The 13497-nt window shown below is 69.5% G+C and carries 14 protein-coding genes; all 14 read left to right on the top strand.

Annotated features, from left to right (window positions below; genetic code table 11):
- Positions 1 to 96: 96 nt before the first annotated feature.
- The gene (locus ABB07_RS12570) at positions 97 to 1953 is read left to right on the top strand and encodes a trypsin-like serine protease (RefSeq protein WP_425264711.1); all 1857 of its coding nucleotides are present in this window, start codon (positions 97 to 99) and stop codon (positions 1951 to 1953) included.
- 196 nt (positions 1954 to 2149) lie between these two features.
- The gene (locus ABB07_RS12565) at positions 2150 to 3286 is read left to right on the top strand and encodes an LCP family protein (RefSeq protein WP_208898802.1); all 1137 of its coding nucleotides are present in this window, start codon (positions 2150 to 2152) and stop codon (positions 3284 to 3286) included.
- Positions 3287 to 3508: 222 nt separating this feature from the next.
- Positions 3509 to 3733: a 50S ribosomal protein L31 gene (gene rpmE / locus ABB07_RS12560; protein WP_014675000.1), complete on the top strand. Its 225-nt coding sequence runs from the start codon at positions 3509 to 3511 to the stop codon at positions 3731 to 3733.
- 105 nt (positions 3734 to 3838) lie between these two features.
- The gene (gene prfA / locus ABB07_RS12555; protein ID WP_208898801.1) at positions 3839 to 4906 is read left to right on the top strand and encodes a peptide chain release factor 1; all 1068 of its coding nucleotides are present in this window, start codon (positions 3839 to 3841) and stop codon (positions 4904 to 4906) included.
- Positions 4907 to 4945: 39 nt separating this feature from the next.
- Positions 4946 to 5791 carry a peptide chain release factor N(5)-glutamine methyltransferase gene (gene prmC / locus ABB07_RS12550; RefSeq protein WP_208898800.1) on the top strand — a complete coding sequence of 282 codons (846 nt, stop codon included), beginning with the start codon at positions 4946 to 4948 and terminating at the stop codon, positions 5789 to 5791.
- A 52-nt stretch (positions 5792 to 5843) separates the two neighbouring features.
- Entirely contained in the window at positions 5844 to 6491 is a 648-nt protein-coding gene (locus ABB07_RS12545) for an L-threonylcarbamoyladenylate synthase (protein ID WP_208898799.1), read from the top strand.
- Entirely contained in the window at positions 6488 to 7165 is a 678-nt protein-coding gene (locus ABB07_RS12540; RefSeq protein ID WP_208898798.1) for an arsenate reductase/protein-tyrosine-phosphatase family protein, read from the top strand. The genes ABB07_RS12545 and ABB07_RS12540 overlap by 4 nt, the downstream gene beginning before the upstream one ends.
- A 90-nt stretch (positions 7166 to 7255) precedes the next feature.
- Positions 7256 to 8494: a serine hydroxymethyltransferase gene (locus ABB07_RS12535; protein ID WP_208898797.1), complete on the top strand. Its 1239-nt coding sequence runs from the start codon at positions 7256 to 7258 to the stop codon at positions 8492 to 8494.
- 151 nt (positions 8495 to 8645) lie between these two features.
- Entirely contained in the window at positions 8646 to 9974 is a 1329-nt protein-coding gene (locus tag ABB07_RS12530) for an MraY family glycosyltransferase (RefSeq protein ID WP_208898796.1), read from the top strand.
- A gap of 301 nt (positions 9975 to 10275) precedes the next feature.
- Entirely contained in the window at positions 10276 to 10713 is a 438-nt protein-coding gene (locus ABB07_RS12525; protein WP_208898795.1) for a Cg1360 family ATP-synthase-associated protein, read from the top strand.
- Between the two features lie 273 nt (positions 10714 to 10986).
- Complete coding sequence (gene atpB, locus ABB07_RS12520) at positions 10987 to 11757, top strand: F0F1 ATP synthase subunit A (protein ID WP_208898794.1); 771 nt, start codon at positions 10987 to 10989, stop codon at positions 11755 to 11757.
- Positions 11758 to 11825: 68 nt separating this feature from the next.
- A complete protein-coding gene (locus ABB07_RS12515; protein ID WP_053670587.1) occupies positions 11826 to 12065 on the top strand; it encodes an ATP synthase subunit c family protein in 240 nt (79 codons plus the stop codon).
- A 39-nt stretch (positions 12066 to 12104) separates the two neighbouring features.
- Positions 12105 to 12656: a F0F1 ATP synthase subunit B gene (locus ABB07_RS12510; protein ID WP_055704210.1), complete on the top strand. Its 552-nt coding sequence runs from the start codon at positions 12105 to 12107 to the stop codon at positions 12654 to 12656.
- The gene (locus ABB07_RS12505; protein ID WP_208898793.1) at positions 12653 to 13468 is read left to right on the top strand and encodes a F0F1 ATP synthase subunit delta; all 816 of its coding nucleotides are present in this window, start codon (positions 12653 to 12655) and stop codon (positions 13466 to 13468) included. The genes ABB07_RS12510 and ABB07_RS12505 overlap by 4 nt, the downstream gene beginning before the upstream one ends.
- The last annotated feature ends 29 nt before the right edge of the window (positions 13469 to 13497 follow it).

The following is a 13497-nucleotide window of genomic DNA, read 5'->3' as shown; positions in this document are numbered from 1 at the left end:
CCGTCGGAAAGTGACGGGGGGCGGCCCTTTGGCGCTGAGAGGTACGGGAGCGCATCAGGCGCCCGTCCCTTCTCATCTCTCTCGGGGGAAACTCCCTTGTCCAAGCCCCTGTCCGGGCGGCACAGACGTCGGATACGCGTCGGCCTGCCCCTCGGTGCCGCTGCTGTCGCCGCCGCTGTCACCGCCGCGCTGACGATGACCTCCGCCGGTGCCACGACGGCCTCGGCGTCGCCGACCGTCAAGCCCGCCACCAGCTCCGCGTCGCTCACCGAGCTCACGGACCGGGTCGCCGGCGCGCTCGCGAGCGACAAGGACTTCAAGAAGGCCGCGAAGACCAAGGACACCAAGGGGACGACCTCCTCCTCGTCCTCCTCGTCTTCGTCCTCGGCCACGGCGTCCGGCTCCGGGACCGTCAGCCCGATGATCATCGGCGGTACCGGCACCAGCATCAGCTCGGCCCCGTGGATGGCCCAGCTCTGGTACTACGACGACAAGGGCACCAGCGATACCGGCGACGACCTCGGTTTCTTCTGTGGCGGTGCCGTGGTGGCGCCGACGAAGATCCTGACCGCCGCGCACTGCGTCAAGGGCTACGACTGGCACGCCTACGGCGCCGTCGTCACCGGCACCGACCAGCTGCCCACCACCGACTCCTCCGGCAACACCGACCTGCACGGCGGCACGGTCTCCGGCGTGTGGCGGCAGTGGAACCACCCGTCGTACAACGCGACGACCATCGACAACGACATCGCCGTACTGACCCTGCCGAGCCCGGTCAGGGCCACCCCGATCCGCATGACGACGTCCGACGACTCGGCGTCGTACACGGGCACGGCGGCCAGGAGCGCCAAGGTCTACGGCTGGGGCCGCACCAGCTCCACCAGCGGCGACATCTCGCAGACGCTGCGTACGGCGACCCTGCCGATCCAGTCCGACAGCACCTGCTCCGGCGCCTACGGCAGCGACTTCGTCGCGGGCCACATGGTCTGCGCGGGCAATCCCGCGACCGGTAGCGACACCGGCACCACCGCCACCTGCAACGGCGACTCCGGCGGCCCGCTGGTCGTCGGCAACCGCATCGTCGGGGTCGTGTCCTGGGGCGTGCAGAACTGCGTCGCCAAGGGCGCCTACAGCGTGTTCAGCAAGGTGCGGACGTACGTCGGCGCCGCCTACCCGCGCATCGACGACACCAACCTGAGTGGCGACCACAAGGCTGACCTGTTCGTGCGCGAGCACTCCACGTCGACCGGTTACGAGAAGGACTCCAAGGGCACCTCCTTCGCGTCCCGCGTCTCCTGGGGCAGCTTCTCGGGCTACAACACGATCCTGCAGACGGCCCTGGACCGGGACGGCTACCAGGACTTCGTGCTGCGCCGCAGCAGCGACGGGGCGGTCTTCTGGCTGCACTACATCCCAACCACCCAGAGCTGGAGCAGGAAGGAGATCGCCACCAACTGGTCCACCCGGAAGTTCATCGTCGCCCCCGGCGATGTCACCGGTGACTACCTGCCCGACCTGCTCTCGGTCGACTCCTCCGGCATCCTGTGGATCTACCCGGGCAAGGGCGACGGCACCTTCGCCGCCCGCGTCGAGGTCGGCTCCGGCTGGGGCCAGTACAACTCGCTGCGCGGCCACGGCGACTTCGACGGCGACGGCAAGGCCGACCTGATCGCCCGGCAGAGCGGCACCGACGACGTGTACCTGTACCGGGGCACCGGCAAGTCCGGTTCGGGCGCCTTCGCCTCCCGGGTCAAGGTGCGCAGCGGCTGGACCGGCTACAACGCCTTCGACGCGGTCGGCGACGTGACCGGTGACGGCAAGGCCGACTTCCTGGCCCGCACCCCCGGCGGCACGCTCTACCTGTACCCGGGCACCGGCAAGGCGACCAGCGAGATCTTCGCCACAAGGATCTCCGTCGGCACCGGTTTCCAGGCGTACGACATCTGGGGCTGAAGCCCCAGGTGAGCGAGGCTCACCGGCGGTAATCCCATGACGCACCGTGCCCATCGCCGTACGCGATGGGCACGGTGCGTTGTGCAACCCTTGCCCGAGTTTCTCCGTCTGCCCTTACGGAGCGACGATGGAGCGGTACCGACCGCGCCTGACCCTGAAAGCAGGGGGTAACCGACCGACGAGACCTAGGAGCGATGTGTCCGCCGAGAGCACGCCGGAGCCCGGCATAGCCACGCCGGGTGAGACCGGCCCCCGTCGCGGTGGCAGGGGCCGCCGCCGCAAGGCCCGCAGCAGCGGCCGCAAGGCCCTGCGCGTCGCGGCCTGGACGGCCGCCGGTGTGGTCGTGCTGGGCGGTGCGGGCGTGGGGTACCTCTACTTCAAGCTCAACGGCAACATCCGGAGCGTCGACATCGACCAGGCCCTCGGCAACGACCGGCCCTCGAAGATCGACAACGGCTCCGAGAACATCCTGGTCCTCGGCTCGGACACCCGCTCCGGCGCCAACAAGAAGCTCGGCGGCGGCACCGACGACGGCAGCGCCCGCTCCGACACGGCGATGATCGTCCACGTCTACGAGGGCCACAAGAAGGCCGCCGTGGTCTCCGTCCCCCGCGACACCCTGATCGACCGCCCGGCCTGCACCGACACCAAGGGCGTCACGCACCCGGCCGCGTCCGGGGTGATGTTCAACGAGGCCTACGGCACCGGGGGCGCCGCCTGTGCGGTGAAGACCGTCGAGTCCCTCACCGGCATCCGCATGGACCACTACCTGGAGGTCGACTTCGCCGGCTTCCAGAAGCTCATCGACGACCTCGGCGGCGTCCCCGTCACCACGACGAAGAACATCGACGACCCGCAGAGCCACCTGAGCCTCCAGGCCGGCACCCACACCCTGAACGGCCGCCAGGCCCTCGGCCTGGTCCGCACCCGGCACGGCGTCGGCGACGGCTCCGACCTGGGCCGCATCCAGCTCCAGCAGGCCTTCGTCAAGGCACTCATCGGCCAGGTCAAGAACGTCGGCGTCTTCAGCGACCCGAAGAAGCTCTACGACCTCGCCGACACCGCCACCAAGACCGTCACCACCGACTCCGAGCTGGGTTCGGTCAACTCCCTCATCGACTTCGCGGACGGCCTCAAGGGCATCGGCGCCAAGAACATGTCCATGATCACCATGCCGGTCCAGTACGACCCGTCCAACCCCAACCGGGTCCTCATGGAGAAGCAGAAGGCCCAGCTGGTGTGGGACGCGTTGAAGAACGACCGCCCGATCCCCAGGGCGGCCACGGCAGGCACGGCCACCGGTGAGGCCAGGGGCGTGGTGAGCGCCCCATAGGGGCGCGGGGAACTGCGCGAGTAACCCACCACGCACCCGAACCCGCCCACGGCGATCAAGTGGCACCCCATTAGGCGGGCAAACACCCCCGAGGAATAAAGAACAGTGGCCCCCGGTTTTGGGGGATGGCCCCAGTCCTGGCAGACTGGTACGTCGGCTCCGGTTCACGCTCCCGCACCCCGCGGCAGCGACCCGGCGCCCTCCCGAAACCTAGGAGACACCTTGAAGCGCGACATCCACCCCGCGTACGTCGAGACGCAGGTCAGCTGCACCTGTGGCGCGTCGTTCACCACCCGTAGCACCATCGAGTCCGGCACCATCCGGGCCGAGGTCTGCTCCGAGTGCCACCCGTTCTACACGGGCAAGCAGAAGATCCTCGACACCGGTGGCCGTGTGGCCCGCTTCGAGGCCCGCTTCGGCAAGGCTGCCGCCGGCTCCAAGAAGTAGCGAGCCCCATTTCGCCGGTCCACGGTCACGCCCTCGCGGGGGTGTGCCCGGGACCGGCGTTTTTGGTCGCCCGCCCTTCCCTTCACCGCAGTACAGGAGCCCAAGATGTTCGAGGCCGTCGAGGAACTCGTCGCCGAGCACGCCGATCTGGAGCAGAAGCTCGCCGACCCGTCGGTCCACGCCGACCAGGGACACGCGCGCAAGCTGAACAAGCGCTACGCCGAGCTGACCCCGATCGTCGCCACGTACCGCTCCTGGAAGCAGACCGGCGACGACATCGAGACCGCGCGCGAGCTCGCGGCCGACGACCCCGACTTCGCCGCCGAGGTCAAGGACCTGGAGAAGCAGCGCGAGGAGCTCACCGAGAAGCTCCGCTTCCTGCTGGTCCCGCGCGACCCGAGTGACGACAAGGACGTCATCCTGGAGATCAAGGCGGGCGCGGGCGGCGACGAGTCGGCGCTGTTCGCGGGCGACCTGCTGCGCATGTACCTGCGCTACGCCGAGCGCGTCGGCTGGAAGACCGAGATCATCGACGCCACCGAGTCCGAGCTGGGCGGCTACAAGGACGTCCAGGTCGCCGTGAAGGCCCGCGGCCAGCTCGAACCCGGCCAGGGCGTGTGGGCCCGGCTGAAGTACGAGGGCGGCGTGCACCGCGTGCAGCGCGTGCCGGCCACCGAGTCGCAGGGCCGTATCCACACCTCCGCCGCCGGTGTCCTCGTCACCCCGGAGGCCGAGGAGGTGGACGTGGAGATCAACCCGAACGACCTCCGCATCGACGTCTACCGGTCCTCCGGCCCGGGCGGCCAGTCGGTCAACACCACCGACTCCGCGGTGCGCATCACGCACATCCCGACCGGGGTCGTCGCCTCCTGCCAGAACGAGAAGAGCCAGTTGCAGAACAAGGAGCAGGCGATGCGTATCCTGCGCTCCAGGCTGCTCGCAGCGGCGCAGGAGGAGGCCGAGCGGGAGGCCGCCGACGCCCGCCGCAGCCAGGTCCGCACGGTCGACCGCTCCGAGAAGATCCGCACCTACAACTTCCCGGAGAACCGCATCTCGGACCACCGCGTCGGCTTCAAGGCGTACAACCTGGACCAGGTCCTGGACGGCGACCTCGACGCGGTCATCCAGGCCTGCGTCGACGCCGACTCGGCGGCGAAGCTGGCGGCCGCGTAAGACACCCACGCACGTACGAGCACGACACGGAGGACTTGCGTGAACCTGCTGCTCGCGGAGGTGGCCCAGGCCACCCAGCGGCTGGCCGACGCCGGCGTGCCCTCGCCGCGCACCGACGCGGAGGAGCTCGCCGCGTTCGTGCACGGCGTGAAGCGCAGCCAACTGCACTCCGTGAAGGACTCCGACTTCGACGCCCGGTACTGGGAGGTCATCGCCCGGCGCGAACAGCGCGAGCCGCTGCAGCACATCACCGGGCGGGCCTACTTCCGGTATCTGGAGCTGCAGGTCGGGCCGGGTGTCTTCGTGCCCCGGCCGGAGACCGAGTCCGTGGTCGGCTGGGCCATAGACGCCGTGCGCGCCATGGACGTCGTCGAGCCGTGCATCGTCGACCTGTGCACCGGCTCCGGGGCCATCGCGCTCGCCCTCGCCCAGGAGGTCCCGCGCTCGCGCGTGCACGCCGTGGAGCTGTCCGAGGACGCCCTGGTGTGGACGCGGAAGAACGTGGCGGGGTCCAGGGTCGACCTGCGCCAGGGCGACGCCCTGACGGCCTTCCCGGACCTCGACGGCCAGGTCGACCTGGTCGTCTCCAACCCGCCGTACATCCCGCTCACGGAGTGGGAGTACGTGGCTCCCGAGGCCCGTGACTACGACCCCGAGATGGCGCTGTTCTCCGGCGAGGACGGGCTCGACCTGATCCGGGGCATCGAACGCACCGCGCACCGGTTGCTGCGCCCGGGCGGTGTCGTCGTGATCGAGCACGCCGACACCCAGGGCGGCCAGGTGCCGTGGATCTTCACCGAGGAGCGGGGCTGGGCCGACGCGGCCGACCACCCCGACCTCAACAACCGCCCCCGGTTCGCGACCGCCCGCAAGGCGCTGCCGTGACCACCCCCCGGACTTCTACCCAGCAGTACGTGTACGAGGAGGCCCGCTAGACATGGCACGGCGATACGACACCAACGACGCGACCGACCGCGCGACGGGTCTGCGCGAGGCCGCGTCCGCCGTCCGCCGGGGCGAGCTGGTGGTGCTGCCGACCGACACGGTGTACGGCATCGGCGCCGACGCGTTCTCCTCGGAGGCCGTCGCCGACCTGCTCGCCGCCAAGGGCCGGGGCCGCACCATGCCCACTCCCGTCCTCATCGGCTCCCCGAACACCCTGCACGGCCTCGTCACGGACTTCTCCGAGCTGGCCTGGGAACTGGTCGACGCGTTCTGGCCGGGTGCCCTGACGATCGTCGCCAAGCACCAGCCGTCCCTGCAGTGGGACCTCGGTGACACCCGCGGCACGGTGGCCATCCGCATGCCGCTGCACCCCGTCGCCATCGAGCTGCTCACCGAGGTCGGCCCCATGGCCGTGTCCTCCGCCAACCTCACCGGCCACCCGGCGCCGGAGAACTGCGACGCCGCGCAGGACATGCTCGGCGACTCCGTCTCCGTCTACCTCGACGGCGGCCCCACCCCGGCCAACGTGCCGTCCTCCATCGTGGACGTCACCGGCCCGGTGCCGGTGCTGCTGCGCGAGGGCGCGATCTCGCCGGAGGAGCTGCGCAAGGTCGTACCCGACCTCGAGGTGGCGAATTGACGGCCCCTGAAGCGGGGCGTGGCATAGGCATCGGGCAGCGTGTCGCGGAGGAGACGACCACCTTCGGCTTTCCCCGCGACACCTTCCGCATCCTCCACGTCAGCACCGGCAATGTGTGCCGTTCGCCCATCACCGAGCGGCTGACCCGCCATTTCGTCGCCGAGCGGCTCGGTGTGCTCGGCGGCGGTCTGATCGTGGAGAGCGCGGGTACCTGGGGCCACGAGGGCGCGCCGATGGAGGCCAACGCGGAGACCGTGCTGGCCGAGTTCGGCGCGGACGCCTCCGGCTTCTTCGGCCGGGAGCTGCTGGACGAGCACGTCATCAGGGCCGACCTCGTGCTCACCGCCACCCGCGACCACCGCGCCCAGGTCATCTCCATGGGCCATTCCGCGGGTCTGCGCACCTTCACCCTGAAGGAGTTCACCCGGTTGGTCCGGGCGATAGATCCGGCCACCCTGCCGCCCCTGGACGACGGCGTGGTCACCCGCGCCCGCGCCCTGGTCCGCGCCGCTGCGGCGCTACGCGGGTGGCTCCTCGCGCCGACGGCCGAGGCGGACGAGGTCCACGACCCGTACGGGGCGCCCCTTCCGTTCTTCCGCTCGGTCGGGGACGAGATACACCAGGCCCTGGATCCGGTGGTGACGGCGCTGACCGGGGTACCGGCGCGGGCGTGAACGCCCCGTAAGATGCCGCAATACCGGGCGTCCCGGACATCTGGGTCCTACATTGGTCATACGTCACCGTCGACCGCCCGGGAGCCCGCCATGTCGGTCACCCATACCCTCGAGACCGACGCCCTGCGGCGGCAGGACCCGGCGATGGCCGAGATCCTGCTCGCGGAGCTGGACCGGCAGTCCACCACCCTGCAGCTGATCGCCGCCGAGAACTTCTGCTCGCCGGCCGTGCTCGCCGCCCTCGGGTCGCCGCTCGCGAACAAGTACGCCGAGGGCTATCCCGGCGCCCGCCACCACGGCGGCTGCGAGATCGTCGACCTGGCCGAACGCGCCGCCGTCGACCGGGCCAGGGAACTCTTCGGCGCCGAACACGCCAACGTCCAGTCCCACTCCGGCTCCTCGGCCGTCCTGGCCGCCTACGCCGCCCTCCTGCGCCCCGGCGACACCGTCCTCGCCCTCGGCCTGCACTACGGCGGCCATCTCACCCACGGCTCGCCCGCGAACTTCTCCGGCCGCTGGTTCGACTTCGTCGGCTACGGGGTGGACGCGGAAACCGGGCTCATCGACCACGACCAGGTGCGCCACCTGGCGCGGAACCACCGGCCGAAGGCGATCGTGTGCGGCTCGATCGCCTACCCCCGGCACATCGACTACGCCTTCTTCCGTGAGGTCGCCGACGAGGTCGGGGCCTATCTGATCGCCGACGCCGCGCACCCGATCGGGCTGGTCGCGGGCGGCGCGGCGCCGAACCCGGTGCCGTACGCCGACATCGTGTGCGCGACCACCCACAAGGTGCTGCGCGGTCCGCGCGGCGGGATGATCCTGTGCGGGAGCGAACTGGCCGAGCGCGTCGACCGGGCGGTGTTCCCGTTCACGCAGGGCGGCGCGCAGATGCACACGATCGCCGCGAAGGCCGTCGCGTTCGGCGAGGCGGCGACACCGGCCTTCGCCGTGTACGCCCATCAGGTGGTCGCGAACGCACGGGTGCTCGCCGGTCACCTGGCCGCCGAGGGCCTCACCGTGACCACCGGCGGCACGGACACCCATCTGATCACCGCCGACCCGGCCCCGCTCGGGGTGGACGGCCGCACCGCGCGCGGCCGGCTCGCCGCCGCCGGGATCGTCCTGGACTGCTGCGCACTGCCGCACGGCGACGGCCGGGGCCTGCGCCTGGGCACGGCCGCGGTGACCACGCAGGGCATGGGGGAGCCGGAGATGGTGCGGATCGCCGCCCTGATGGCGGCCGTGCTGCGCGGCGACACCGACCCCGCGGCGGCACGCGAGGAGGTGCGGGTGCTCACCGGCGCCTTTCCGCCGTATCCCGGCTGAACGGGGGTAGGCGTTGTCCCGTACACCCCGATGTGCGTCATGGCCCACAGCCGGGCGTGCAACCATCGTGGCTACCCGGAAGTCCCCATCCATATACGTCCATCGCTAGGGTGTGGGGCTGTGATGGCCAGCGAGACCCGTGGGGAAGCCTGTGCGTGAATACCTGCTGACGCTCTGCATCACGGCCGCGGTGACGTATCTGCTGACAGGGCCGGTACGGAAGTTCGCGATCGTGGCCGGGGCGATGCCGGAGATCCGGGCACGTGACGTGCACCGGGAACCCACTCCGCGCCTCGGCGGTATCGCCATGTTCTTCGGCCTGTGCGCGGGCCTGCTGGTCGCGGACCACCTGACCAACCTCAACGAGGTCTTCACGAAGTCGAACGAGCCGCGGGCCCTGCTCTCCGGCGCGGCCCTGATCTGGCTGATCGGCGTCCTGGACGACAAGTTCGAGATCGACGCGCTGATCAAGCTGGGCGGCCAGATGATCGCCGCGGGCGTGATGGTCGTACAGGGTCTGACGATCCTGTGGCTGCCCATCCCCGGCGTCGGCAACGTGGCGCTGACCCAGTGGCAGGGCACGCTGCTGACCGTGGCGCTCGTCGTCATCACGATCAACGCGGTGAACTTCGTGGACGGCCTGGACGGCCTCGCGGCCGGCATGGTCTGCATCGCCGCGGGCGCGTTCTTCCTGTACGCCTACCGGATCTGGTACTCGTACGGCATCGAGGCCGCCGCCCCGGCGACGCTCTTCGCGGCCATCCTGATGGGCATGTGCCTGGGCTTCCTGCCGCACAACATGCATCCCGCGCGGATCTTCATGGGCGACTCGGGCTCGATGCTGATCGGTCTGGTGCTGGCGGCCGGAGCGATCTCCATCACGGGGCAGATGGACCCGGACGCGCTGGGCCTGTACGTGGGATCCGAGAAGGCCGCGGTGCACGCGACGGTCCCGGTCTACATCCCTCTCCTCCTCCCGCTGACGATCATCGCGGTACCGGCCGCGGACCTGGTGCTGGCCATCGTCCGCCGCACCTGGCGCGGCCAGTCTCCGTTCGCCGCGGACCGCGGCCATCTCCACCACCGGCTGCTGGAGATCGGCCACTCGCACAGCCGGGCGGTGCTGATCATGTACTTCTGGTCGGCGCTGATCGCCTTCGGCGCGCTGGCGTACTCGGTCAACTCGGCCTCGATGTGGATCGTGCTCGGCGTGGTGTTCCTCAGCGCGGTCGGTCTGATCCTGCTGCTGCTCCCGCGCTTCACGCCGCGGGTGCCGGCGTGGGCCCAGGCCTTCGTGCCGCCGCGCTACCGGCCGCGTAGGCGTGCCGCCGAGGCCGCTGTGGCGATGGAGGCCGACGAGGCGAAGGAGCCGCAGGAGGCGCCGGAGGCCGCGGGGCGGGCTCCCGTCACCGCCGGGGTCTCGGGCGTCAACGGAGCGACCGCGATCGGCGCTCGTTCGCGTTTCCTTGACCGGCGCTGACCCGGGCAAGGTAAGAATCTGACGAGAGCATTGCCAACTCGTGGGGGAACAAAGCCCCTCAATACCAGACAAGTGGTCCCGGTTCATGCACAGACGCGCACTGTCACTCTCATGTGTGACAGCAAGCACACCGACCAGGTAAAGACCTCATCAAATAGTTTGTGATACGGTTCACGAGAACCCGGATAGAGCCGAAGGACCGCAGTGCGACGGTCCCTTGGTGTGAGGTCTCGATCACTCAGCCCGGGACTACGCTCGTCCATGACGACACCCTGCCCCCTGTGAAAGCGGAGTTGCCGCCATGCCGTCCAATGACGCCCGGAACCTACTGCAGATCGCTGTGCCCGCAGCGGCTGCGGGTGCGATCGCCGTCGCCGTGAGCGCCGCGGTCGCCGGGGGCAAGGGCGCGCTCGGCGCGGCCGTCGGTACGGCACTGGCCGTCCTGTTCATGGGAATCGGTCTGTACGTGCTGCAGTGGACGGCAAAAACGCTCCCGCAGCTGTTCCAGGCCATGGGGCTGATGCTCTACATGGCCCAGCTGCTGCTCCTCTTCATCTTCGTCGCCGTCTTCAAAGGCACCTCCCTCTTCAACGGCAAGGCGTTCGCCGTGGGGATCGTGGTCACGACCGTCGCGTGGATGGCCGCGCAGGCCCGCGCGCACATGAAGGCCAAGATCTTCTATATCGATCCCGACTCCGCGAAGAGCGACAAGCCCGAGAAGACAGGGCCGTCGTCGTGAGGGGTAGGGGCGGGATAAAGGCTTGTGAGATCTCCTGCTATCGTCCGGTGCCAACTGCGGCATCGCGGGCGCGGGCATCTGAGCTGACGCCTGCTCGATCGCGAGGCTCGATGCCCCCCAGCCGCCCCCACATCCGTAACACCAGTCCGGTGCCGATCCGCGGCCGTGTGCCGCGCCGACACAACGAGGTTGCCGTACCCATGCGTCACGCCGAAGGAGCCCGCGGTGAGTGCTGACCAGACCCAGCTCGCCTTTGACTGGAGTTGTCGGATCATGTCCGACAACGGGTGTGGCTTCCCGGCTCCGGGCCTGCACTCCTTCCTGTTCAAGCCGCTCTTCACGGTCGGCGGCTTCGACTTCAACAAGGTGATGCTGCTCGCGCTCATCACCACCGCGCTCGTCGTCGGCTTCTTCTGGGCCGCCTTCGGTAACGCCAAGGTCATCCCTGGCAAGCTGCAGCTGGTCGGGGAGGCCGGCTACGACTTCGTGCGCCGCGGCATCGTGTACGAGACGCTCGGCAAGCGCGAGGGCGAGAAGTGGGTGCCGTTCATCGTCTCCCTCTTCTTCTTTATCTGGATCATGAACGTCTGGTCCGTGGTCCCGCTGGCGCAGTTCCCGGTGGGCTCGATCATCGCCTACCCGATGGTCCTGGCCGTGATCGTCTGGGTCCTCTGGGTCGGCCTGACCTTCAAGCGGCACGGCTTCGTCGGCTTCTTCAAGAACGTGACGGGCTACGACAAGTCGCTCGGTCCGGTGCTCCCGCTCGTCATGGTCATCGAGTTCTTCTCGAACCTGCTGGTCCGCCCGTTCACGCACGCGGTGCGACTCTTCGCCAACATGTTCGCCGGTCACCTGATGCTGGTGATGTTCACCGTCGCCTCCTGGTACCTGCTGAACAGCTGGATGATCCCGGCCGCCGGCGTCTCCTTCGTGATGACGATGGCCATGATCTGCTTCGAGCTTTTCGTCCAGGCCGTCCAGGCGTACGTCTTCGTACTGCTGGCCTGCTCCTACATTCAGGGCGCTCTCGCCGAGCACCACTGAGCCCCACCACACCCCCGGTCGTCCGGTGGCCAACCCCCACCGGTCCGTAAAGAGAAGGAAGATTCAGCATGGCTGCCACTGAGACCCTCGCCGCTGTCTCCGGTTCCATCGGTTCTGTCGGTTACGGCCTCTCCGCCATCGGCCCCGGCATCGGCGTCGGCATCATCTTCGGTAACGGCACCCAGGCCCTCGCCCGTCAGCCCGAGGCCGCGGGTCTGATCCGCGCCAACCAGATCCTCGGTTTCGCCTTCTGTGAGGCGCTCGCCCTGATCGGCATCGTCATGCCGTTCGTGTTCGGTACGAAGTAAGACCTCCGTACCCGACACGTATCGACGAAAGGCACTGATGTGATCGCCAACCTGGTTCAGCTGGCGGCCCCGGAGAAGGGTGGGAACCCGCTCCTTCCCGAGTGGCCCGAGCTGCTCGTCGGCACCATCGCCTTCGCCATCGTGTTCTTCTTCTTCTGGAAGAAGCTGCTTCCGAACATCAACAAGGTTCTGGAGGAGCGTCGCGCGGCGATCGAAGGCGGCATCGAAGAGGCCGACGCCATGAAGGTCGAGGCCCAGAGCGTCCTTGAGCAGTACAAGGCCCAGCTCGCCGAGGCCCGGCACGAGGCCGCGCGCCTGCGCCAGGAGGCGCAGGAGCAGGGTGCCGCGCTCATCGCCGAGATGCGGGCCGAGGGCCAGCGGCAGCGTGAGGAGATCGTCGCCGCCGGTCACGCCCAGATCGAGGCCGACCGCAAGGCCGCCGCGCAGACGCTGCGTCAGGACGTCGGCAAGCTCGCCACCGAACTGGCCGGCAAGCTCGTCGGCGAGTCCCTCGAGGACCACGCCCGGCAGAGCCGTGTGATCGACCGCTTCCTCGACGAGCTCGAGGAGAAGGCCGAGGCCACGCGATGAACGGAGCGAGCCGCGAGGCCCTGGCAGCCGCACGGGAGCGTCTCGACGCGCTGACGGACTCCACGTCCGTGGACGCCGTGTCGCTCGCCGACGAGCTGGCGGCCGTCACCGCGCTGCTCGACCGCGAGGCCGGACTGCGCCGGGTCCTCACCGACCCGGCGAAGCCCGCAGAGGCCAAGGCGGACCTGGTCCAGCGCCTGATCGGCGGCCAGGTCAGCGGACCCGCCGCCGACCTGGTGGCCGGCACGGTGCGCTCCCGCTGGTCGCAGCCGCGTGACCTGGTGGACGCGCTGGAGGAGCTGGCGGACACCGCCGACCTCACCGCCGCGGAGAAGCGGGGCACCCTGGACGAGGTGGAGGACGAGCTGTTCCGGTTCGGCCGGATCGTCTCCTCCAGCACCGACCTGCGGGCCGCGCTGACCGACCGCGCCGCCGGTACGCCGGCCAAGACCGAGCTGCTGCACCGGCTGCTCGGCGGGCGGGCCAAGCCGGCCACGGAGCGTCTGGTGACGCGCCTTGTGACCGCGCCGCGAGGACGTAGCCTGGAAGCGGGACTGGAGTCCCTGTCCAAGCTCGCCGCCGACCGCCGGGACCGCATGGTCGCCGTCGTCACCTCGGCGGTGCCGCTGAGCGACGGCCAGAAGCAGCGCCTCGGCGCCGCCCTCGCCAAGCTCTACGGCCGCCGGATGCACCTCAACCTGGACGTGGACCCCGAGGTGATCGGCGGTATCCGGGTGCAGGTCGGTGACGAGGTCATCAACGGCTCCCTCGCGGACCGGCTGGACGACGCCGCCCGCCGCATGGCGAGCTAGCAGCAACTCGATATTCGGGACAACTCGAT

The organism is Streptomyces incarnatus (assembly GCF_001027185.1).
GTDB classification, from domain to species: domain Bacteria; phylum Actinomycetota; class Actinomycetes; order Streptomycetales; family Streptomycetaceae; genus Streptomyces; species Streptomyces puniciscabiei.
The sequence above is the reverse complement of the archived record's forward strand: the minus strand, read 5'-3'. Positions and strand labels throughout refer to the sequence as shown.

Coding starts and splice junctions, on each gene's coding strand:
- prfA (WP_208898801.1), top strand. CDS start 3,839: ATGTTCGAGGCCGTCGAGGAACTCGTCGCCGAGCACGCCGATCTGGAG.
- ABB07_RS12545 (WP_208898799.1), top strand. CDS start 5,844: ATGGCACGGCGATACGACACCAACGACGCGACCGACCGCGCGACGGGT.
- ABB07_RS12535 (WP_208898797.1), top strand. CDS start 7,256: ATGTCGGTCACCCATACCCTCGAGACCGACGCCCTGCGGCGGCAGGAC.
- ABB07_RS12525 (WP_208898795.1), top strand. CDS start 10,276: ATGCCGTCCAATGACGCCCGGAACCTACTGCAGATCGCTGTGCCCGCA.
- atpB (WP_208898794.1), top strand. CDS start 10,987: ATGTCCGACAACGGGTGTGGCTTCCCGGCTCCGGGCCTGCACTCCTTC.
- ABB07_RS12515 (WP_053670587.1), top strand. CDS start 11,826: ATGGCTGCCACTGAGACCCTCGCCGCTGTCTCCGGTTCCATCGGTTCT.
- ABB07_RS12505 (WP_208898793.1), top strand. CDS start 12,653: ATGAACGGAGCGAGCCGCGAGGCCCTGGCAGCCGCACGGGAGCGTCTC.